At 57.6% G+C, this 21,263-nt stretch carries 28 protein-coding genes and 2 pseudogenes; 19 read left to right on the top strand and 11 right to left on the bottom strand.

Going from position 1 to position 21,263, the window contains the following annotated elements:
* Positions 1-70: 70 nt before the first annotated feature.
* Genes N1037_08615 through N1037_08605 form a run of 3 tightly spaced genes read right to left on the bottom strand, consistent with a single transcriptional unit; the run spans position 71 to position 1,391 of the window.
* Positions 71-862 carry a hypothetical protein gene (locus tag N1037_08615; GenBank protein ID UWS81057.1) on the bottom strand — a complete coding sequence of 264 codons (792 nt, stop codon included), beginning with the start codon at positions 860-862 and terminating at the stop codon, positions 71-73.
* A complete protein-coding gene (locus tag N1037_08610; protein UWS81056.1) occupies positions 859-1,182 on the bottom strand; it encodes a hypothetical protein in 324 nt (107 codons plus the stop codon). The genes N1037_08615 and N1037_08610 overlap by 4 nt, the downstream gene beginning before the upstream one ends.
* Positions 1,179-1,391, bottom strand: coding sequence for an XRE family transcriptional regulator (locus tag N1037_08605; GenBank protein UWS81055.1), 213 nt, complete (start codon positions 1,389-1,391; stop codon positions 1,179-1,181). Before N1037_08605 ends, N1037_08610 begins: the two co-directional genes overlap by 4 nt.
* A gap of 85 nt (positions 1,392-1,476) precedes the next feature.
* On the opposite strand from N1037_08605, the gene N1037_08600 reads away from it, so the two are divergent.
* From N1037_08600 to N1037_08590, 3 genes are all read left to right on the top strand, one after another.
* The gene (locus N1037_08600; protein ID UWS81054.1) at positions 1,477-1,836 is read left to right on the top strand and encodes a helix-turn-helix transcriptional regulator; all 360 of its coding nucleotides are present in this window, start codon (positions 1,477-1,479) and stop codon (positions 1,834-1,836) included.
* 100 nt (positions 1,837-1,936) lie between these two features.
* Positions 1,937-2,515 carry a hypothetical protein gene (locus N1037_08595; GenBank protein UWS81053.1) on the top strand — a complete coding sequence of 193 codons (579 nt, stop codon included), beginning with the start codon at positions 1,937-1,939 and terminating at the stop codon, positions 2,513-2,515.
* 144 nt (positions 2,516-2,659) lie between these two features.
* Complete coding sequence (locus N1037_08590; GenBank protein UWS81052.1) at positions 2,660-2,941, top strand: hypothetical protein; 282 nt, start codon at positions 2,660-2,662, stop codon at positions 2,939-2,941.
* A 407-nt stretch (positions 2,942-3,348) separates the two neighbouring features.
* Here the strand turns inward: N1037_08590 and N1037_08585 are convergent, their stop codons facing one another.
* Together N1037_08585 and N1037_08580 are read right to left on the bottom strand one after the other, a co-directional pair.
* Positions 3,349-3,480, bottom strand: coding sequence for a hypothetical protein (locus N1037_08585; protein ID UWS81051.1), 132 nt, complete (start codon positions 3,478-3,480; stop codon positions 3,349-3,351).
* A 46-nt stretch (positions 3,481-3,526) separates the two neighbouring features.
* The gene (locus tag N1037_08580) at positions 3,527-3,799 is read right to left on the bottom strand and encodes a hypothetical protein (protein ID UWS81050.1); all 273 of its coding nucleotides are present in this window, start codon (positions 3,797-3,799) and stop codon (positions 3,527-3,529) included.
* Positions 3,800-3,940: 141 nt separating this feature from the next.
* Between N1037_08580 and N1037_08575 the strand changes: the two genes are divergently transcribed.
* The 7 genes and pseudogenes from N1037_08575 (at position 3,941) to N1037_08545 (ending at position 7,695) form a co-directional block, all read left to right on the top strand.
* A complete protein-coding gene (locus N1037_08575) occupies positions 3,941-4,201 on the top strand; it encodes a hypothetical protein (GenBank protein UWS81049.1) in 261 nt (86 codons plus the stop codon).
* 20 nt (positions 4,202-4,221) lie between these two features.
* Positions 4,222-4,638, top strand: a complete 417-nt coding sequence (locus N1037_08570) for a hypothetical protein (GenBank protein UWS81048.1) — start codon at positions 4,222-4,224, stop codon at positions 4,636-4,638.
* A 41-nt stretch (positions 4,639-4,679) separates the two neighbouring features.
* Positions 4,680-5,672 carry a YfdQ family protein gene (locus N1037_08565; GenBank protein ID UWS81047.1) on the top strand — a complete coding sequence of 331 codons (993 nt, stop codon included), beginning with the start codon at positions 4,680-4,682 and terminating at the stop codon, positions 5,670-5,672.
* Between the two features lie 81 nt (positions 5,673-5,753).
* A complete protein-coding gene (locus N1037_08560) occupies positions 5,754-5,933 on the top strand; it encodes a hypothetical protein (protein UWS81046.1) in 180 nt (59 codons plus the stop codon).
* 62 nt (positions 5,934-5,995) lie between these two features.
* A complete protein-coding gene (locus tag N1037_08555; protein UWS81045.1) occupies positions 5,996-6,202 on the top strand; it encodes a hypothetical protein in 207 nt (68 codons plus the stop codon).
* 350 nt (positions 6,203-6,552) lie between these two features.
* Positions 6,553-7,278, top strand: coding sequence for a site-specific integrase (locus N1037_08550; GenBank protein ID UWS81331.1), 726 nt, complete (start codon positions 6,553-6,555; stop codon positions 7,276-7,278).
* A 304-nt stretch (positions 7,279-7,582) separates the two neighbouring features.
* A pseudogene (locus N1037_08545) lies at positions 7,583-7,695 on the top strand (IS5/IS1182 family transposase).
* A 170-nt stretch (positions 7,696-7,865) separates the two neighbouring features.
* Here N1037_08545 and sigJ read toward each other — a convergent pair.
* The 5 genes and pseudogenes from sigJ to N1037_08520 form a co-directional block, all read right to left on the bottom strand.
* Positions 7,866-8,741, bottom strand: coding sequence for an RNA polymerase sigma factor SigJ (gene sigJ, locus N1037_08540; GenBank protein UWS81044.1), 876 nt, complete (start codon positions 8,739-8,741; stop codon positions 7,866-7,868).
* A complete protein-coding gene (locus tag N1037_08535) occupies positions 8,738-9,448 on the bottom strand; it encodes a hypothetical protein (protein ID UWS81043.1) in 711 nt (236 codons plus the stop codon). Before N1037_08535 ends, sigJ begins: the two co-directional genes overlap by 4 nt.
* A 374-nt stretch (positions 9,449-9,822) precedes the next feature.
* Positions 9,823-10,200, bottom strand: a pseudogene (locus N1037_08530) (transposase).
* A gap of 160 nt (positions 10,201-10,360) precedes the next feature.
* A complete protein-coding gene (locus N1037_08525) occupies positions 10,361-10,873 on the bottom strand; it encodes an ATP-binding protein (GenBank protein UWS81042.1) in 513 nt (170 codons plus the stop codon).
* A 30-nt stretch (positions 10,874-10,903) separates the two neighbouring features.
* Positions 10,904-11,326, bottom strand: a complete 423-nt coding sequence (locus tag N1037_08520; GenBank protein ID UWS81041.1) for an ABA4-like family protein — start codon at positions 11,324-11,326, stop codon at positions 10,904-10,906.
* A 909-nt stretch (positions 11,327-12,235) separates the two neighbouring features.
* On the opposite strand from N1037_08520, the gene N1037_08515 reads away from it, so the two are divergent.
* Complete coding sequence (locus N1037_08515; GenBank protein UWS81040.1) at positions 12,236-12,481, top strand: EF-hand domain-containing protein; 246 nt, start codon at positions 12,236-12,238, stop codon at positions 12,479-12,481.
* Positions 12,482-12,722: 241 nt separating this feature from the next.
* Here N1037_08515 and N1037_08510 read toward each other — a convergent pair whose 3' ends face one another.
* Positions 12,723-13,271, bottom strand: coding sequence for a TetR/AcrR family transcriptional regulator (locus N1037_08510; protein UWS81039.1), 549 nt, complete (start codon positions 13,269-13,271; stop codon positions 12,723-12,725).
* Positions 13,272-13,341: 70 nt separating this feature from the next.
* Here N1037_08510 and N1037_08505 point away from each other — a divergent pair, with 70 nt between their 5' ends.
* From N1037_08505 to N1037_08470, 8 genes are all read left to right on the top strand, one after another.
* A complete protein-coding gene (locus N1037_08505; GenBank protein UWS81038.1) occupies positions 13,342-14,388 on the top strand; it encodes an alcohol dehydrogenase family protein in 1,047 nt (348 codons plus the stop codon).
* 46 nt (positions 14,389-14,434) lie between these two features.
* Positions 14,435-14,821: an ester cyclase gene (locus tag N1037_08500; GenBank protein ID UWS81037.1), complete on the top strand. Its 387-nt coding sequence runs from the start codon at positions 14,435-14,437 to the stop codon at positions 14,819-14,821.
* A 496-nt stretch (positions 14,822-15,317) separates the two neighbouring features.
* Positions 15,318-16,280 carry an ABC transporter substrate-binding protein gene (locus N1037_08495; GenBank protein UWS81330.1) on the top strand — a complete coding sequence of 321 codons (963 nt, stop codon included), beginning with the start codon at positions 15,318-15,320 and terminating at the stop codon, positions 16,278-16,280.
* 1 nt (position 16,281) lies between these two features.
* The gene (locus N1037_08490; GenBank protein ID UWS81036.1) at positions 16,282-17,313 is read left to right on the top strand and encodes an iron ABC transporter permease; all 1,032 of its coding nucleotides are present in this window, start codon (positions 16,282-16,284) and stop codon (positions 17,311-17,313) included.
* Positions 17,310-18,326: an iron chelate uptake ABC transporter family permease subunit gene (locus N1037_08485; GenBank protein ID UWS81035.1), complete on the top strand. Its 1,017-nt coding sequence runs from the start codon at positions 17,310-17,312 to the stop codon at positions 18,324-18,326. The genes N1037_08490 and N1037_08485 overlap by 4 nt, the downstream gene beginning before the upstream one ends.
* Positions 18,327-19,109 (top strand): ABC transporter ATP-binding protein, encoded by a 783-nt coding sequence (locus tag N1037_08480; GenBank protein ID UWS81034.1) that lies wholly within the window; start codon positions 18,327-18,329, stop codon positions 19,107-19,109.
* Between the two features lie 9 nt (positions 19,110-19,118).
* Entirely contained in the window at positions 19,119-20,171 is a 1,053-nt protein-coding gene (locus N1037_08475; GenBank protein UWS81033.1) for a siderophore-interacting protein, read from the top strand.
* On the top strand, positions 20,168-21,259 hold the full coding sequence (locus N1037_08470) for a MotA/TolQ/ExbB proton channel family protein (GenBank protein UWS81032.1): 1,092 nt from the start codon (positions 20,168-20,170) through the stop codon (positions 21,257-21,259). The genes N1037_08475 and N1037_08470 overlap by 4 nt, the downstream gene beginning before the upstream one ends.
* Positions 21,260-21,263 lie beyond the last annotated feature (4 nt).

The raw sequence follows: 21,263 nt of genomic DNA, 5'->3' as shown, positions 1-21,263 counted from the left end.
CGCAACCATGTCCAATCTGGCTGCGCAGGAAACTGGAGCCGCTGCGTCGAGAGAGGAACGGGGAGCGCGGTCATTCGGCTGCAACCCGCATCGCTTGAGCGCGGCGATCACCAATGAAACACCCTAAAAAAGCGCGGCGCGCGGCACATTTTGCGCCAACACGCCCCAAGTTTGACAGGGAGGGATTGGGAGCCACTTGTTGCAGGCATGCCTGCCCCCGGTCGGCAGAGGTGACGGATGGCACTCCGCCGCCTGCAGTGTTTTCGCAGACAACCGGGGCTTGTTTAGCACCCCGATTGCCTGCACCTTTCGTCACACACCAATGTTTTTCGAAAGGAACTTTATCTTGAACTCCGACGACCACCTGCCACACATTCTCGCCAAACTTGCGACCCTGGAATTCTTTACAGAGATCATGTTCGCCAATGCCTGGGCGGGAGAAACCGAAAACAAATGCGCCGAGATGTCCAAGGCCATCATTCGAGTATCCAAAATGCCCTATGTCACTTCCACGGAAATACCTGAAGACGCCGTAGAACGCGGCCTTGAAGTGACCAGAATGACAGAGCGGCTCTGCGAAAAGATTATGGACCGGGCCGCGAGTATGAGAGCAACTTAACAGATCAGTTTTCGGACGCTGGCCGATAATTGACAGAAGCCAACCACCACGAAGACCGCTGGCGATCGCGCCTCTGAAATTCAAAATTAACCCGGTAACCGATATCAAATCGGTACCGGAACCAATGGAGCATTCGCCCACGCCATGACTGCATTTTTGGATCAAGCATCGAACCACCTCTTTATTGGGATGAAAGCAAAAAGGGCTTTGTATATGGCCCTCTCCTGTAGCGAGCCCACTCATGCCGCCTGCCCCACCATTTCACCAAAGAAATCAGGCGCAGACGGATCTGTGAGGATAACCAGCAGAGCGATATGGCTGGCGGGGGCGGTGACTGCGCCCCACCAATTCAGCGCGGTTTGAAAACTGACATCGCAGAACAGCGCTACCTCGCGCGGGCTGTTGAACCGGGCGCGAAAATAACTGGACCACAGATCCGGCGCACTGGCCTTTAGGGCGTAGGGGTCAAACTGATTTGACCAAGAGCTTTGCCCCTGCCCCGCACTAGGGTCAGCGCATGGAATATCATTGTTTACAATCAGGGTCAGACGAGGGCGGCTCATGCGGCGTCCTCCGCTTGGTCAGCAGCGGGCGGGTTCGCCTTCATATAGGCTTTCAACCGATCAACAGTGCGCAGGGTCGGGCTGCCGTCACCGCTTTCCCATTTTGCCCAGGTGCCACCACCCCCAACCCCAGCCTTCTGGATGACGGTCGACGGGGAGATCCCGAACTGCGCCGCATAGGCGCGCACATTGGCCATGAACTGTTCCATGGCTCACGAATAGTTCTTTTGATCTACTCACGTCAAGATCAATATAACGATACCATAGATGCATATATCTAGGCAAAATTACGACATGCCTACAAACCAACCCCCAGAACCTTTCCTAATCAGGCTGCAGGCGGCAATTGATGCCGACCCAAACCTAAACGTCTCGAACCTTGCGGTTAAGGCGGGCTTGGGTAACAGCGCAATTAGGCTAATGTTCAAAAGAAACACCAACCCGCGTGTTAGCACGATGCGCCAAATATGCGCCGCCCTAGGGACGACGCTGGAAGAGTTTATGAGCAATGCTCAGACAGCAGAAGAGCAAGAAATTGTGCGTCTATTTGCCCAGCTACCCGAACCGCTAAAACTGCAGCTTCTGGGCTATGGGCGAGGTCTTGCTGCTGCTGCGGATCAGTCTCAGCCAAAAGACGCCGAAGAAAATGAATAAGTATCTGATCTGTCACGTTTAAATTTCCTTTATTCTCCACCCTCCCGGAACAATACTTAAAATTGTCTCATCTTGACACGATACGCCATAAGGGTGTGTCGTGACTAGAATTCGCATCCCGCAAAGCGGTTGCAGCAGCCGCGATGAAAATACACAATCAAGGAAAATCGATTTGAAGCAGACATTTACCACTGCCCGCGCACTCGCCACCGGAATTGAACTGGTTGGGTGGGTGATCTTTACTCTTGCCCTTCTCGCCACGGCCTTCGCACTAAACAGCGGTAACACCCCGCCAGAAGCATCCAAGCTAGTGGTCCTTGCGGCTGGTGCGATTGGCGCCGCAACTGGGCTGGGCCTCGTGCTGGCTGCGCAACTTGTTCAGGCGCAGGTGGCCACCGCAATCAACACCAGCCAGATCCTGGAACACGTGGCCAACTTGAAAACCCAAACGACACACACCACGATGGAACCGCCGATCTCCGCACCGCATCACACGCCGCTGACTGCCAGCCCGGAACCATACGCAGCAAAGCCGCAGGCTGAAGGCCGCTTTCTGCGCATGGTCAAAGGCTACGAACTGCACAAATATTCCGATGGAATATCGGTCGACGGCGAAGGCAGATACCCGACAATTCTGGCTGCTGAAAGGCGCGCCGCCGAACTGGCCGCTGGCGAATAATCGGCCCACAAATCCGAACCACGCTCACCTGAACCCCGCCTCGTGCGGGGTTGTTGATTCGCCAAATAGATGTTTTGTTCTATTTTGAGTTGACATAGTTCTTTTGATCTATACATTCCCCTTCATCAACCGATGGAGGATTGAATGCAAGATAAATCAAATACCGTGCTGCGCGACGCCCAGCAGATTGCCGGTTCGCCCGAAGATCACATTGATAATCCGAACCTGTTCACCACCGCTTGGGCGGCAATGAAGGCCGCGCGCGGTCAGGGCTTTGACCCACAGCGCCTGCGCCCCCAGCATCTGATCGACCGGCCCGAACCCGCGCCGGAACCAATCGACCAGACCCTGATCCGGGTGGGCGAAACCGTGCGCTGCTACGCCCAAAAACAGGGATACCGGGTTCAGCACCGCCATGTCGCGTGATCTGAAACCACCCCGCCCCGGCGCCCACCCCATCATCCGGCATGGCTCCCTGTCGCCCGCATCACAGCGGGCACCACCCCCGCCACACTAGCAACACCAGACCTGCGATCAGGAGGACATCGCAGGTCTTGTTTCACCGGAACACCGCGCACTTCTCCTTTTGATGCGCGGGATAGTGCGGGCGGTTTCAGTCCTCCTCCAAAGAACCCACCGCCCGCACGACACCCCCAACCTGCCGAGGTCAGACCATGCCCCCACATCGCCTTGCCGCAGCCGCGGCTGAAATCGCAGCCGCCCAAGGACTTTGTAAACTTCTGAAATTTCAGGATCTCGGCGGCACCCTAACCCCGCCCAGCGATGATCCACAGGACTGGTGGGAACCGGAGAACCTGACGCATCGAGCCGAATTAAACGGCATCATGGCGAGCGCCGACAACTTCTTTGACGCCATCACCGCTTGGACCAAAGCCGCCCATCAGGCCAGCGCCCGCAATCGCCGCGCCACCGATGACCGCCCAGATTGCCCTTACAACGGTCAAGGCCTCGCGCCAGAAGCGTCAAAGGTTTCGAAATCTGCTGATCAGATTAATTGCCAGGATCCTCTGGTATCTGACGCGCGGCTGCGCTCAAGCGAAGAAGATCTTGGGCCAACTGATCGGCCTGCTCTGGCGTCAAGACGATTTGAAGCGCATCAAGTTTCGCCTGCATATTCGATACCGCCACGAGATGTTCAACTGATTGAACCGTCTCAAGCCGCAAAAGACACGACATCCCAAACCCAACAGCGGGCGTCCAGCCCACCACCGGACAAAGAGTGATGTTTCCCGACTTGTCCTTATCCCAACCTGCAGCTGACATGAATGCTCTCCCTTAAAAGATGAACAATCACAGCAGGAACCATTTTCAGCAACACACGCAGCGCAAGCGCTGCACTGGGGCGCGGCAAGCCCACCACTCACGAACAACAGCCGCGCCCCATCCAGACAACAGGAGGCACCCATGCAGCAGATCACCCAGGACAAGGCCCCCATGCGCGCCGCCATGCTGGCCAATGACGTGGCCTTTCAGCGCTACGCCGCCACCCGCAATGGCTTCCCAGATGGCCAGTTCAGCCCGACAGCCGCCACCGAACATCTGCGCACCGTTTGCAAAATTGAAAGCCGCACTGAACTGGCGACCGATGCTGCAGCCTTCCAACGATTTCTGCGCCTGCACACTGATTTTGAAATCAGCGCTGGCCGCTTGCCGACCCCACGCTAACCCGAAAGGAACCTCAAGTGATGACCGCCCACTTACCCCCCGCCATGACCAAACCAGAGCCAAACGACCCCTACAAGATGCGCTCCATTGAACAGATTTTGTCGCTGTTTGATGGCGGCAACTTTCTGCAGCAGCTCATGGCTGATCACCGTCAGTTGCAAATGGATCTTTTGGAACACAAGGCAGAGCATGGCGCCAAGGGCTGCAGCGGCAGCATGACCATCACCCTGAATTACGCCCTGGGCAATTCCGGCGATGTGGCGATGGGCGCAACCGCCAATTTTAAGGGGCCAAAGAAACCACCATCCAGCGCCGCCGCCTACATCAACGAAAAGGGCGAACTGACGCTCTACAGCCCGTTCATGAAACAGATGCACCAGCCGCGCGATGTCACCGACTTTGACCCCGACACCGGCGAAATCCGAGATCTGGATTAAGCATACAAGAAACCAACAACTCAGCGCCAAAGGAAAACCAAATGGCATACGACGACCCAGAAGTAATGCAAAACCCAGCTGAAACCATGCGCAAGGTCATGGAAGAAATCGGCAATCACACACCAGTCACCCTGCCCGATGCACTGGACCTAACCAAACCCGCCATCATCAGCAACCCAAAGCACCGCGACACCAAGAATCTGACAGGCGAGATCCGCGCTGCTGCCGAGTTCCTGAAACCAGCCCGGCGCAAGGGCACAGCGCAGCTGGAAGATCTGCAAAGCCTGATCGACTGGGCCAATCGGTTCAAAGGCGAAACCTCTGCCCTGTTTGCGCGCGCCGATATGAAGGCTCCCAAATTGACCTGCATTGCGGATTATCACGCGGGCGGCGCGATCGACCCCGTGTCCGCAACCGGCGACGCAACAGCGCGCCACTGCCACCACAAAGCCATCTACAGCTTCCCCCTGTCAGATGAATGGGAGGCCTGGATGAAAATCTCAGGCGAGGCATTGGCGAAGGATGAAATGGGGGAATTCATCGAAATTCATGCGACCGAGGTCATGGACCCGACGCCTGCGATTATCAAAGGATCTGCCTCCGAAAAGAACCAAGGCTGGGAAAACCGCCTGATCGAAACCGCAGAAAAGATCGAAGGTCGTTTTGGGCAACTGCACCAACTGCTGCAGATGAGCCGACAGTTTCAGGTTTTCGAGACCAGCGACCTGAAAGTCAGCACCAACCGCGATACTGGCGAATCACAGATCAATTTCATGAATGAGCACAAGGACGCCGAGGGCGCGCCACTGCAAATTCCAAACCTGATCATTATCGCCATCCCCGTTTTTCGGGGTGGTATTCCCTACCGAATGGCCGTGCGATTTCGATACCGCAAAAGTGGCAGCACCGTGAAATTCATCATGACGGTTTTCAATCCCGAAAAATACTTTGAAGCCGCCTACCGCGAGGCGGTGGAACAGGCCCAGGAAGGCACGGAACTGCCCCTTTTCTACGGCAGCCCAGAAGCCAGCTAAGGCAGCCTGATTTCTCTTTCTGCCCCCTCAAAATCAGAGGGGGCATCGACGGAAACCAGCACCCCTTTGATGGAGTCAAACATGAAGACCAGAGCTGAACTAGAAATGTCAGAAATCCGTGATGCCATTCGCCAGTACGTGGAAGAAAAGACGGGCGGCAAGGTTCTGAACAACGGCATCCACCTGCACCTCCTCAAGGCCGACCCAAACGACCCAAGGGAAAGCGACAGTTTCTCCGCTTCAGTCACCTACACGACCTAGGCAAGACGACTGAGGCCGCATCACCCCCGACCAAATCAAGCAAACCCAAAAGGGAGACCGAAATGGGCGCTCCAAGAGTATCAGAGGCCGCAATTCAACGTGCGATCAACGCCGCCAAAGGGACAGGGATTCCCATTGGTGCGGTCATCATCAACAACACCGCCGGCACAGTTCGCATCGAAGTCCAAAGCCCCGAAACAGTAGACGCTCCCCTCAAAGCCGTGCAAAAGTCTGGCCCCAAGAAATGGAACCAGGGGCAAGCGACGTGAAAATTCACTTTCCAGGGTATTTAGTTGAGCGCAACAGAAATGGATCCCCCCGATACCGCGTCCGAGTAGAAGGCCAAAAGGGGCGTAAAATCACCATTCCCGTTGGGCATGATCACCCTGATTTCCCTAATCACTACTATGCTGCCAGGGTAGGAGAGTTGTGGACACCAGCGGAGACTCGCGCGACGGAAAGATCCCTAGATTGGCTCTGCAGTCGCTATCTAGCGTTTCTTGAGAACATGGTTGAAGCAGGTCAAATGTCTGCAGCTACGCTCAAACAACGCCGCAGCGTCCTCGCTAGAATGTGCGATTTTACAGACCCGGATGAAACTAGATATGGCGACTGCGATATGGACGCCCCGACAAGTGCCTTCCTTACGATACGCGACGCCTGGGCAAGCCGTCCAGGAGCTGCCGACAATCTAATCAAATCCGTGCGAGCGATCTATAATTGGGCGGTTGAGCGAGGCGAAATTGGGCATAACCCGGCGGCAGGCATCGCTCCAATCAACCGCAATCCTCAAGGGGGAGCCACCCCATGGACCCCTGCTGACCTAAAGGCCTTCAAGAGTGCCCACCCCAAGGGAACAACTGCCCACCTATGGCTTACCCTCCAAGCTTTTACAGCCTGCCGAATAGGCGATGCAATTTGGCTTGGCCGCGACCAGGAAGTTTCCCACAACGGCAACATATGGCTAGAATGGCAGCCGAGGAAAAAGGGGTCAGCGCCGGTTTCAATCCCAATGCTTCCACCGCTCCTTGAGGCAACACGTTCCGCGAAAGTAATTGGCCCATCCTATATTCTGAATGACAAAGGCAAACCCTTTGCCTCTACCGAAGCCTTACGGGTCCGCGTCCAACGCTGGTGCAATGCTGCAAGCTTGCCGGGAAGATCATCCCATGGTGTTCGCAAAGCCGTTGCGGGGCTAATGGCAGAATCAGGCTCTAGCCAGCATCAGATCATGGCAGTGATGGCACACACCGAAGCCCGCACATCTGAAGTCTACACGAAAGGGGTGCAACGACGCCTTTTGGCTGCAGACGGTATCCAAGCATTAGCCTCTCTGGAGTGGTAAGGTGTACCGCACTGTCATTTCGCGGTACACTCTCTCCAACAAAATATGGCGCAATTCGCCTAATTGGTAGTTCAGGGTCGCCCACCACTTCCTTCTCAAGCAGGAAGTGAAACTAGATAGATCTCAATAGCTTATGAAAAATATGATTTTCACCTATTAGGATTTGGTTGAAAATCCTGTCGCAAATCCCAGTCGTTTTCTGTTCCACGACGGCCCACCACAGGATGGCTTTGTCGCACAAATCCCGGCAGGGATTCATTTTGTGAATCCAACGTGATAGCTGGGAGAGATGAGCAGTTGATCCCTGACGAAGTATCAGACAAAGAACTGGCCCTCCTACAACGCTGCGCGAAAGCCGCGCGGTCATTTTCAATCTGGCTTGACCCAGCCATGATTTGGGTGCCACCGCCAAGCGGTCTCACTCCACAACCGCTATACCGCCTTTGGCACTCCAATCACAAAAGCCGTAGACCAAATCTTGGCATGTCTCCGATGTTAAATTGTCCTTTGGGCAGCACGGTCATTGCTTTCATATCCATGGCATCCATCGATTAGAGCGTTTTAAACAATTGCTTTTGACGGGTCGGTTATGGGGCGCCCTGTCCTAATTTGTCAGGGTTTCTCATGATATAGAGCCAAGAAATCTTGCCGTTCTGGTCCGGGGCAAGCGTTGTGATGGAATCCAAAACGCCGAACTGGCTGCGCAGGATCGCGGGCTTGGCGTTCACCATCGACACCTGGGTTGTCCAGCCCTGTTCTGCTTTTGCCTTTTCGTACAGCGCACGGAACACCTGTATGATTTCGCTGCCGCCAACCAACGGGCGACGCGCGGCTCTTTTATTGGCCCCACCATCTGACAGCGCAACAGAATTGGGTGTAAGAAGCGACAGCGCCTGATCGAAGTCTTCCGACATAACCGCCGTGAAAAAGCGTTGGCTCAAATCGGCAACATCCTCTGGGGAGGCATCGAACCGTGGTCCAGAGGTCTGTAGTTTCTTCTGGGACCTGCTGACCAGCTGGCGACAGGCAGCCTCGCTTGTGCCAAGCGTGTCCGCTATTTCCGAATAGCTGGCATCAAAGGCTTCTCTCAGAATGAAGGCTGCGCGCTCGCGCTCGGTAAGGCGCTCCATGGCCCAGAGCAATGCCAACTCACACTCCTGCGCCAGCTCAAAATGGTTGCTTGGTTCCTGAGCCTCCATTTGCAAAAGAGGTTCAGGAAGCCATGGACCCACATAGACCTCGCGCTGTCGATGGGCTGAACGCAGGGTGTCGATGGCAATATTAGTCGCGACGCGCCGCAGCCAGGCCGATGGGTTTTCAATTCGGCTGGTGTCTGCCGCCGCCCATTTCAGCCAGGTGTCCTGCACCGCGTCCTCGGCGCCTGCACGTTCGCCAATCATGCGATAGCACAGGGAAATCAGTTTCGAACGCTCGAACTCAAAAATATCTGCGGCCACGTTCATGTTTGATGCCGGACCCGAATGGTCGAGCTGTCAATTTGAACACTTTGACAGGTTTGCCCATGCCCCAGACCGCGTTTCAATACCGGAAAAATTCGCCCGCTAGAGGCTGCGAATGAGGCCGCAATTAGCGCCGTTGCGCCGAACCGTTCTTCAATCCTGTCTCGCAGCTCGGCCAAGTCAGGGGTATCGGCGATGGCGGCCTGCGCAAACCTATACCCAAGGCCGACGTCACCTGCCCCACCGGCGTTGCCTTCAAGGCAAAGGGCAATCAACTTTGCTGGTACATTCGATTCAAGCGCCATATCAACGACCAATTGCACGCATGGCCCACAGTCCCCCTCCTGCGTCGATCCAAGCATCGCCCCGGCCCAGACGTCGCGGGCCTGTTTTGGGCCGCGAAACTGACTGTAGAGCGGTAGCGTAGATAGTCGCAGGCCCGCTGCCGTAGAGGTATCAACAATATGCGACATGTAAGCCGTATCATAGTTGTAGCGTTGCGCGAACCGCTCGGCGCCCATTTTTAACAAAGCGCGTATCATGCTGTTGCCCTTTCTTTTGGAGCGCTGGTGGTCGCCCACATCGCCAGAAAGGCAGGCACTTGAATGCCAGTCAGGTTTGTTAAGGCAACAACGTCCATGGGGCTGCCGCGATGTATCCAGATCCAGATGTGAAATACCGCATGAAGCACAAGCCATGACGCGCCACATACGCCTGCTGACCTGTCATGTTTCACACCTGACCAAATCAACGCCGCACCACTAGCCAGGTAGGCAAGCGCGACATCCCTGGCAAAGTGAAAATTGAGCGGTCCGGTCAGTGATACACCGGGTACACTGGTATACCAGTGATTTGTGGCGGTCCAAATGTAGGCAGCTGTTCCAAGGGAAAGCCCGCCAACGGCTATCAGAACGGTGTGTCGCATATCATCTCCAAAGGTAAGTGTTCAGTGATATGACGATCCGCATGCAGAGTTTGTGACGAACTCGGGCAAAAAACAGACTTTGGCACACCCCAAGGGAACTTACACTCAGTTCGCTCATTCGCCATTGTCACTCGGGCCAATGGCGTGACCTGGCTCATTCTCGAACAGGTGCCGCAGTAGTTCGCTGTCGCGGAAACGGCCGTGCCGGTTCTTGGGAAAGGTCGAGTGGTCAGGCGCGCGATCGCTGACATCGAGACGGCAGAACCAGCGATATGCCAAGTTCAGATGGACCTACACGCAAAGCCGCCGCTCTGACCGGATACCAAAGCAATACCCCACCAGCAGCATGCGGATGAGGAGCTCAGGATCGACGGAAGGCCGCCCTGTATGTCTGTAGAAATCGGCAAGGTAGCTGCGGATGCCGGACAGGTCCACGAACCGGTTGATGGAGCGAAGCAGATGGTTCTGCGGGACATGATCCTCCAGCGAAAACTCGTAAAACTGCGCTGGCTGCGCCTCCTGCTGCGGTCCTATCATCGCCAATCCTCCCACCCTGTACTGGAATTGAATCAGCCGACGGCCCTTCGAGCAAGGGCGAGTTTTTCAACAAAATACGCCCAAAGTGCATGATGCAGCATGCTGTATGCTGTATGCTGTATGCTGTACGAACGACCGCTCTATGAAGTAATTGATGACGCTATTCCGAATCTGCCAGCGACATTGATGCCACCTCATCATCGCTGGGCAGTTCCCAAGTCGTTTCGATATAGTCAAACATGCCGCGTGTGATTTCCATATGGAAGCTCTCACCTTGATTCATGTTGCGCGCTTCAACACGTTTCCACCGCTCTGAAGCATCGACATTCAGGACATGCAGCTTTGCCGTAAACTGAGCCTGCTTCGCGAGTCTGCCATACTTCTGACGGTGTTCTTGCCGCTGAAACCCAAAGTCTAGGATCGACGGAACGCCCAACTTGCCAAGCTGTAACGCCATTGCCCACATTTGCGTCTCGCAACGATGGACGCGTGGGAAGATCCATGCGGGGTCCAAGGCGTCCGGTGCGTCCTCCCCAAACAAGGATACCATCCATTCATCAATCGAGAATACAACACCGCCGTTGCGGTTGGCCAACGCGCGGGCATATGTCGTTTTACCCGCGCCCGTTGAGCCGCAAATCAGGTGAACTTGCTGTGTGTCATCGTCATGCATTGGGAAAATCTTTCTTTAGTGTGAATCAGTTTAGGCCGCTTTTTTCGGCGCAAAGATGCGAACGATTGAAAAGGCAAGGAAACCCGCTGGACCAAAAAGAAATGTGACTGGAAGGCAGGGCGCGACCAGCCAGAAGCTAAGTCCATCGCGCCTTGATGTTCTGCACATCCAGGCCCCGATCAATAAGTCAAACGCTAGATAATGCACCCACCCGGCCATCATCGCATTGGGGTTCGCAAACAGGTCGATAACTTCGGCGAGACTACCAAATCCGCCCCCGCCGTTTGATGGAAAAAACAGAATGAGAGTGACGTAACCTAATGAGAGCAAGGTCGGAATGACATAACCAGCAATCAAGTCAGACCAATGTGGAATGAGCGGAGATGCGAGCAAAACAAGCCAGCCTGCCATCGCAAGTAAGCCAGCAATAGAGAAAATAACTTCAAGGTCCATGACGTCACTCATTGTTGATCAGGATAATTCGCGCATCAGTATTGCAATGTACTTGCAGATGCAAGCAATATGCATACAATGTCCACATGAATGATTTATGCCTCACAAATACTCTTCGCCTTCTACAATCAGCGGACCAGATCAAAGCACGACTTTCGGGCGATTTCGCTTCGGTCCACGGTCTCTCGGTGAACGAGGTTTTTCTCCTCATGCACTTGGAACAGGCGCCTCTACATCGCCTGTCCCGTGTCGAGATTGCAAAGCGGATGCACGTGAGTGCGTCGACGGTAACGCGTATGGCAGCCCCCTTAGAGAAAATCGGGGTGGTAGCGCGACAAACGGACGAAAGGGACGCAAGGTTGGCATTTGTTGTCCTGACAGAATCTGGGTTGGAGAAAGTTCACGAGGCGCGTGTCACATTCACAAAACAGGCAGGCTATGTTTTTCGTGACCGCTGGACCGAGGAAGATTTAGAGCAGCTTTCCGGCCTGCTTCATCGCTTGATCGCAGATGCCCCTGGTAATCTGACTTAGAAGTCGGCCTTTGCTAAGCAGCCATTGGCGCAGCCGAAGCGAAAGCTCACTTTGTCCGCTCAGCCGCCTTTGGCGTCACAGACTCGCTGAGTTTCCCTACCAGACTTGTCGGGTGTCCGCTCTGAGCCCTAAAGGGACCTGCATCGGCAGGAAGACGCGGGTTTGGGTGGGGAGTGTCGGCGGGAAAAAACTCAATTAGAAAGAGTGGCGGCAAAGCGCACACAATGGATGGCTGTTTTGGCGGCACGGCGCCGGAAATCCCACCTTTGCCACCTTGGGCTGGAGGCGAGCGAATACTGGGCCTACCTCTTGTTCACGGTTCGCCGAGATGAAGGCGCACCGCAGAAAACACAGTAAAATGAATGGAGTGTACAACATGACCAAGATTTCCCTGACAGCCGTTGCCCTTGCAGCTCTGACCGCATCCCCCCTTGCAGCACAGGCAGCAAGCGCTGTGGATGCTGACGGAAATGGCACCTTCTCCCTGGCGGAGCTTCAGACAGCCTATCCAGACCTTACCGCCAAAGATTTTGTCGAGATTGACACCAATGCAGATGGCAATGCTGATCTGGCAGAGGTGCAGGCGGCCCAGGAAGCAGGTATTCTGCCAACCGCAGGCTAACCAGCGCCCCACTTACAGATTACCACTCACGAGAACGCCCTAGCCCTGCTGACGCAGGGCTAGGGTCCTATGTCGGCGACGGCTGGTTTTGTCCCGCACTTACCAGTTCGGCGACGGCTCTTTTTTTGCACCCACAGCGAATAACGGCAGAGCGGGTCGCGGCTTCAGCATATGACAGCCGCGCTCACTCTCGGCTCCAGCCCTTTGTGCCAGATGCTGCGCACCATACCAATGTCCGCTCTTACGAAGTCTCAGCCTCTGCGCTACGAACAGGCCCCTCGCCCAGCAGCGCACACAGCGCCTTTGCCGCTCTCACCGACTCATCGCCGCGCAAGGGCCAACTTTGCATCAGCCCCTCGATGATGAGCGAGATTTCACTTTCCTGGCCGTGCAAGCCCGACGCCTTGGCGGCACGGTCGGCCATCTCTGCTTTGTGACGGCCCAGAAGCGCGCGCAACTCTTCATCCTGCGGTGCTGAGGCGACTGCCGCGTGAAACAAGCAGCCATGCGTGGTCTCTGCCTTCATCCAGTGCGCAACGCGATCAACGATGGTCGCCAAAGGCACTTGGTCCGCTTTCTCGGTTTCGGGAAAAACCTGCGCCATATAGCGGCGATGTCGATGCTCCAACGCCCGAAGGATCATCCTTTCGCGTGAGGGAACATATTTGTAGAGGGTGCGAAGGCTTACCCCCGTCGCTTTGCGAAGCGTTTCAATATTGGGCTCGGCGAAACCATGTTTTGCAAAAGCCCGCTCCAACCCGGCGTCAATCTGGTTCTGTATATCAGTCATTCTTGACTCAGTAGAGTGGTTCCTCTACCCCGGCAAGTAGAGTTATCATTCTACCCATAGGAGCCCACCAATGCCATTGCCTTGCAAAATGAGCGGTGTCGTGTTGACCGGACACGGCGGACCCGAGAAACTGGAATGGCGCGATGACCTGCCCATCCCGACCCCCGGCACGCGGGACGTCGTCGTCAAGGTCAGCGCCGCCGGTGTCAACAATACCGACATCAACACCCGAACGGCCTGGTATTCAAAAGGCGACGGCGAAAGCGACGATGCCAGCTGGTCGGGCAAGGCGCTGTCCTTTCCGCGTATTCAGGGTGCCGACGTCTGCGGGCATATTGTTGCTGTGGGCGATCAGGTTGATGCCGCGCGTGTCGGCGAACGGGTGCTGATCGAACCCTGCATCCGGGAAGCAAACAGCGAGATTTTGGAAACGCCCTGGTATTTTGGTTCCGAATGCGATGGTGGCTTTGCTGAGTACACGCGGGTCGCGGCGCGACATGCCCATCGGGTGGAAAGCAACCTTACCGATATCGAACTGGCTTCCTTCCCCTGTTCCTATTCGACGGCCGAAAACATGCTGACACGTGCTGCCGTCAAATCAGGCGAAACCGTGCTCGTGACCGGGGCTTCCGGCGGGGTGGGATCGGCAGCCGTGCAATTGGCGTCGGCGCGTGGCGCAAGGGTTGTCGCGGTCACAAGCGCCAGCAAGGCAGACAAGCTGAAAGCCCTTGGTGCGGATGAGACCCTCGACCGGGATGCCGATTATGTCTCGGCCTTCGGGGCGGGACAGGTTGATGTGGTCATTGACCTTGTCGCTGGTCGGAAATGGCCGTCACTGCTGGATGTCTTGCGCCCCGGTGGGCGCTACGCCGTCGCGGGCGCGATTGCAGGGCCGCTGGTCGAACTGGACGTGCGCACGCTCTACCTCAAGGATCTGAGCTTTTACGGATGCACCGTGCTGGAGCCAGAGGTCTTTGGAAACCTTGTCACCCGGATTGAGCGTGGCGACATAGCCCCGTTGGTCGCCGAAACCTATTCACTCCACGAAATCGGTGCTGCTCAGGAAGCCTTTGGCAGGAAGGGTCACATCGGTAAGATCGTTCTAAGTTTGTCTTGATCCACCAGCGTCAGGATCGCGAAAGCTTTAACAGGAAGGATAAGATATGACCCGCAGTTCCGAGGCCGACAAGGCAAACGTCATCGCATTCTACGAGATGATGTTCAACGACTGCGACCCGGCGAAGGCCATCGCGCGCTATGCCGGGGACGACTACATCCAGCACAACCCCCATGTCAGCGACGGCAAAGATGGGTTCATCAGCTATTTCGAACGCATGGCTACCGAGTACCCCGGCAAGCGCGTCGAGGTGAAACGCGCCATCGCCGAAGGGAACCACGTCGTGCTTCACTGCCACCAGATCTGGCCCGAGGGTCTTGAATACGCGGGCATTGACATCTTCCGGCTTGATGATGCCGGAAAGGTCGTTGAGCATTGGGATGTGTTACAGGAATTGCCTGACCACAGTAAAAACGACAATGGGATGTTCTAGTCTGCCTGCGGGAGAGCGGACACCTACGGACGAAAGAACAATATCCGCTTCGGTCCGCAGAGCTGCCCTCCCCGCCGAAATCTTGCTGTAAACCTCACCGCTGATCGGTCCTTACGCAGCGGCGTAGCGTTTCAGGCCGTGCTTATAGCGAGATTGCCGGGCGTTGCAGAGGTCGCTTTCCAGAGCAGCCCAGTTTGAGGGAGTTTTGAGCCCAATGAATTTTGGATTCTGTGTCCATCACAATTCTTGACAAAACTCGTAAGGAAAAATATGGGTCCGTCCTATACCTTTTCCTCGAAGCAAGGTGTTGTGGAGTGTCCCTCCTCCTTAACGCCCAGCCATACCATTCAATAGCTGTGTAGGTTCGCGCCTTTTCACAGCGCGTTGGAGCAGTATGGTGCGCACAAGCTTCGTCTCAATGACACCTCTCTTTTCCGCCTTGGCGTGTTGGTGTTTCCCAAACCGGCGCTGTTGCGCAGGCCTGTTGGCCGTATTTCTGGCTGTGGCAACCACACCAAAAGATGCACAGGCCGATCGCTTTCCGGTGTTGATCCAGCATCAATACGGCGAGACCACAGTTCAAAGCGAACCAAGCCGCATCGTTTCTCTCAGCTTTATTGGCCACGACTTTTTGTTAGCGCTGGGAAGACCACCGCACGCGCTGCGCAAATGGTTTGGCCCGCATCCTTATGGCATCTGGCCCTGGGCGCAGGAAGCTTTGGGAGAGGCCACGCCCATCGTCATGCAGGGCGAGATCGATATCGAGGCCATCGCGGCCATGCAGCCGGATCTGATTGTTGGCCAATGGTCTGGAATGACCAAGCGCGAATATCAGCTGTTGTCTCGAATTGCGCCAACTGTACCGCCCCAATTACAGTATGGCGACTATGGCACTCCCTGGCAGGAAATGTTGCGAACCCTAGGGCGCGCCACGGGACGTCTGGATCAGGCTGAAGAGATCATCGCCGAAATTGACGCGCGTTTTCACAACATTCGTCAGGCCCACCCGGAGTGGCTAGGGGCCAGTTCCGTCATGGTCTGGGCAGGTCAGAATGGCGCCTATTCCGCCCGTGACATCCGCGGCCAGTTTATCCAAGCCCTAGGTTTCGAGGTGCCGGATGCCATCAACACCCGGGCGTCCTTCAACAATTACTACGTGCTGATCCCCCCGGAAGACCTCTCCCCCATCGATGTTGATGCCCTCATTTGGCTGGACGCGGGTGGCTCAGTCAGTCGGCTGCAACGGATGCCGCTGCGCCCAACCCTGCGCGCTTATGCCGAAGGCCGCGAGATCTATGCTGATTTGCTCCTCTCGGCGGCCCTGTCACATTCCAGTCCACTTAGCCTGAACTATGCGCTGGATCGCCTGGTGCCCTTGTTGGAGGCGGCAATAGATGGCGACCCCGCCACCACTGTTTCCAGCACCGCCGAGGCTGGCCTGCTGCCGGAAGGCTTCTGACATGACCATTCTCGAGGCTACATCTCCCCGCTCTGACCACCGTGCATCAGCCCGCCAGATCTGGCTGCTGACGGTCGTCCTAAGCCTGCTATTGCTGTCGGCCCTGTCGCTGCGTTTTGGCCTGCGCCCGATCAGCTGGCACAGCATCTGGGACTCCTTTGTGGCCTATGATGCCACAAACGCCAACCATCTGGTCCTTCAGGGGATGCGGCTGCCCAGATTGCTGGCTGCCTGGCTGGCCGGAGCTGCCCTGGCCGGTTCCGGGGCTTTGATCCAAAGCCTGACAAGAAACCCGCTGGCAGATCCCGGATTGCTGGGCATCAATGGCGGGGCGTCGCTGGGGGTGATCCTCTGTATCTTTCTGCTGGGCATTTCCGACCCGGCCTACTTTGTCTGGGTTGCCATGGGCGGCGGGTTGATCAGCACGGTTCTGGTATTTTTCCTGGGCAGCGCAGGTCAGGGCACCCCGCTGCGGCTGATCCTGGCAGGTGCGGCGCTCAGCGCGCTGTTCCTGGCACTCGGGCGAAGCCTGTTGCTGATCAGCCAGCGCAGCCTGGATGTTTATCGCTTTTGGGTGCTGGGCGGTCTGGACGGGATTGAGATGGCAACCCTTGCGGCTTTGCTGCCCTTCTTTGCCGTGGGCGCGGCGCTTGCCGCGGTTTCTTCCTTTAACCTGAACGCCATGATGCTGGGCGAGGACACCGCCCGCAGCCTGGGCCTGCGGGTTGGACTGGCGCGGGGGCTTGCCGTTTGTGCCATTGTCTGCCTCTGCGGTGCCACGGTGTCGATGGCCGGGCCCATCGCCTTTGTTGGCCTGATCGTGCCCCATATGGCGCGGCGTTTTTCGGGCGCAGATATGCGCTGGTGCCTGTTGTTTTCCGCACTTTTGGGGGCCGGGCTGATGATCCTTGCCGATCTCATGGGGCGCTTGCCGGTCTTTGGCGGCAATATGCAGGCCGGGGTTATGGCAGCGCTCCTCGGCGGGCCAGCTCTGGTCTGGTTGATCCGCCGCAATGGGCGGGCGGCGCTATGAGCTGGAGCCTACGCCTGCCCTTCCTGTCCCTCTCCGTCTCACAGCGCGCCGTTGCCGTCGGCTCTGTCCTCATGCTGCTGCTCACCCTGGGCGCGGTTCTGGCCCTGCGTCTTGGCAGCTATGCCTTCTCCGAGACCAGCTGGCTCAGCGTGCTGTTGGGCGCGGGCTCAGACATTGACAGAATGATCCTGATGGATCACCGACTGCCACGGATCCTGACAGCCCTGGGCGCTGGTGCTTGCTTTGGCCTGTCCGGGGCGATGTTTCAAACCATGATGCGCAATCCGCTGGCATCGCCGGATGTCATTGGCTTCAACGCAGGCGCCAGCTGCGGCGCCCTGCTGGCGATCATTTTGACCGGCGGCAATGTGTTGCTGGGCGCACTTGTTGGCGCGCTGTTCACAGCAGTTCTGGTTGTAGGCCTCGCCTGGAAAGACGGCTTGCATCCCCAGCGCCTGGTGCTGATCGGGCTTGGCATTGGCTTTGCCCTGGCGGCCCTGTCTGATTTACTGCTGAGCCGGACCGATGCCCGGACCGCCGCCGATATGGCCGAATGGCTGATTGGCACCCTGAACGCGCGCGATTGGCAGGATGTCTGGCTTGTTTGGTCCGGGTTGCTGCTTTTGGCTCCGGCGGTTTTCTGGGTCCATTTCCCCTTGGCCCGGCTTGGCCTGTCGGATGATCTGACCAGTAGCCTGGGCCTGCGGCTATCGCCGCTGCGCCTGGGGATCACGGGTCTGGGCATTCTGCTGGCGGCCCTTGCCGTCTGCACCGCCGGCCCCCTGCCCTTTGTGGCCTTCGCCGCCGGACCAATTGCGCGCGCCCTGGTGCCCAATGGCAGGCCAGCCCTGCTGGGCGCGGCCGTGATCGGCGCCCTGCTGGTGCTGGCAGCAGATACGGCCTCCCGCTTGGTTCCCAGCATTCAACTGCCCGCAGGCGTCTTTACCGCCCTGATCGGTGGCCCGGTAATGATCTGGCTGCTGATGGTTCAATTTCGCAAAGGAAAGCTCTGAATGACCGCCCCTGCCCGCCTGCACGCCAAAGCCCTGTCGGTTGCCTTTGCCAATACGCCCATCCTAAAGGCGCTGAGCGCCGATATTCCGGATGGCAAGATTACCGTCATCGTCGGACCCAATGCCTGTGGCAAATCCACCTTTCTCAGATCCCTGGCGCGGCTGCAAAAGCCCGGCAGCGGTGAGATTTTTCTGGATGGCAAAAGCATCCATAAACAGGCCAACCGCTCGGTTGCGCAACGTCTGGCCATCCTGCCGCAATCACCCAGCGCCCCCGAAGGGCTGACCGTTCGGGATCTGGTGACGCGTGGCCGCACACCACATCAATCGGCGCTGCGGCAATGGTCCCATCAGGACGCAGAGGCCGTTGGGCGCGCACTGAAACTGACCGGCATGGCCCCCCATGCCAACCGCCCCCTCGAAGCCCTGTCTGGCGGTCAGCGACAACGGGCCTGGATCGCAATGGCCCTAGCACAGGACACCGAGATCCTGCTGCTGGATGAGCCGACGACCTACCTGGACCTGCCACATCAGATCGAGCTTCTGTCCCTGATCCAGTCGCTCAACCAACAGAGCAATCAAACCGTGGCCATGGTTCTACATGACATCAATCTGGCCGCCCGATTTGCCGATCACATCATCGCCCTGCACGCAGGCGCAATCTTCACCACGGGTAGCCCCGCCGAGGTCGTCACCCGAAACAATATGGAACAGGTCTTTGATCTGAAATGTCAGATCATTTCCGACCCGGTGCACGGCACCCCACATGTCATCCCCGAATAGGACTGTAGCATGACGATAAACCCAAGTTTCCCAATTGATGCCACAGCCCTGCTGACCGGCCTGTCCCATGCCGCCATGCGGCAGGTGATGCTGCACCAGGCCCAGGAGCACGAACTGCGGGTCGTGGAGGACAGCGAAAGCGCTGTCAGCATTGAGGTGCCCTCCTTTGGGCAATACCGTTTTGAACCCGCAGAAGGTGGCATCCACATTCGGATTTCAGCGGCGCTTCCGGACCGCTTGTTCATGCTCAAAGACAGTTTTAGCGAAACCCTGTCCCAGCTGCTGCCCGAGGCGGCAAAGGACCTGCGTTGGTCGGATAGCGCAACCCTGCCCAACCGCCCGCCAAATCTGCACTTCACCCGGGTTGTCTCTGTCACGCCGGTGGGAACCTCCTTTCTTCGGGTGCGCATCCAGGCCGATGATCTAAGCAGTTTCCAGGATGACGCCATCCACTTCCGCCTGCTCTTGCCCGCCCCGGATTGCACCGAACCGGAATGGCCCAGCCTTGCGGAAAATGGCGCCACTGTCTGGCCCAAAGGGGAAAAGGCGCTGCATCGCCCAGCCTATACCACCCGCTGGATCGACCGGCAGGCAGGGTTGCTGGATTTTGACGTTTTCCTGCACGACGGGGGGCGCGTAACCAACTGGGTGCGGGGCGCCAGCATTGGCGATCTGTTGGTCATCGCCGGGCCTGGCGGCGGCGGCATTCCAGAAAGTTCCAAGATCTGCATCTTTGCCGATGAAACTGCTTTCCCGGCGGTCGCGCGTATTCTCGAAGCCCTACCCGCCAATAGCACCGGCCAGGTGACCCTGATCGCCGCACAGGGCGCCGACTGCGGCTATCCCATCGCCGCGCCTGCAGGGGTCACGCTCAGCTGGCTCACCCGCGAAGAGGCCCAGGATGTGCCGCGCCAGGCTTTGGCGGCGCATCGAGAACACCCGGATCACTTTTTGTGGCTGGCGAGCGAAAAGTCAGATGTGACGCCAGTGCGCGAAGCCCTGAAGGCCGACAAACCAGCCCCCGGAACCAGCTACATCGCCGCCTATTGGAGCAAGCCATGACCCTGCACATCTCTCTTTCAGCTGTCCTGTTGTTGGCCGCGACGTCCTATGCCGCAGCGCAAGAAGCCGCCCAGGCCCCTGCCTCTGCGGCCCCCGTCCTTGCCGCGCCCACTGTGGACAGCACGGGCAGTGGCCTGGTGACGCCCCCTATGACACCAACCGATTTGAATGCGGCGCGTCCGGCCCTGTCCCCCCCGGTCGAGGGCACAGCGGCGGAAGCCACCGCGCCGATGGCAGCACCTGCGACACCTGCTTTCGAGGCAACAGCCAGCGACAGCCCTACCACAGCTGCGCCACCTTCCACCTCTGCAGTCTCGCAAGAGGTCTCGGACCCCGCCACCGCGCCTGCCGAATTGGGCGATGGTGCCGCGCAGGGTGCAGCTGTTGAACTGCCCGCACTGCAGCCGCTCAGCAGACAGGAAGAAATGTTGCAACTGGCAGAGGAAACCTCTGGCAAAGCGATGAAATTCCTGCGCGACGGCGGACCTTCGATCTGGGCCATTGCAGCGCTTTCGGTGATCACCCTGGCGCTGATCCTGTGGAAGATCTGGCGCCTGGCGCTGATCGGTGCCTGGTCCCGTGGCAAGGCCAGCAAGGCGGTCTTGGCCTATGAGGCCGGTAATCCAGCGGCGGCTCTGGCCATTGTTGAGGGCCGAATGGGCATTCGTTCCAAGGTGGTCAGCGCCGGGTTGACCGCCCTGCGTCAACTGCCCGAAGACCGCGCCCGCGAAGAAACCGCCAGAATTGCAAAAAAACATCTCGCAAAGGCGGGCACCGGGCTGGGCGCGCTGGAGCTGATCGCCACAATTGCACCGCTTCTGGGTCTGCTGGGCACGGTTCTGGGCATGATCGCTGCCTTCCAGGCGCTGCAACAGGCCGGCTCCAAGGCCGACCCTGCGCTGCTGGCCGGGGGCATATGGGAAGCCCTGCTGACCACGGCTGCAGGCATGGCCGTGGCCATCCCGGCTTCGGCGGCCCTTACTTGGTTTGAATCGGTCATCACCGGCATCCGTCAGGATATAGAAGACAGCGCCACCCGGCTGTTTGTAGCCGAGGTTCCCCAAGACCTCCCCATGGCGGCCGAGTAAGGCG

Source organism: Phaeobacter sp. G2 (genome assembly GCA_025163595.1).
In the GTDB taxonomy this organism is placed as follows: domain Bacteria; phylum Pseudomonadota; class Alphaproteobacteria; order Rhodobacterales; family Rhodobacteraceae; genus Pseudophaeobacter.
The sequence above is the reverse complement of the archived record's forward strand: the minus strand, read 5'-3'. Positions and strand labels throughout refer to the sequence as shown.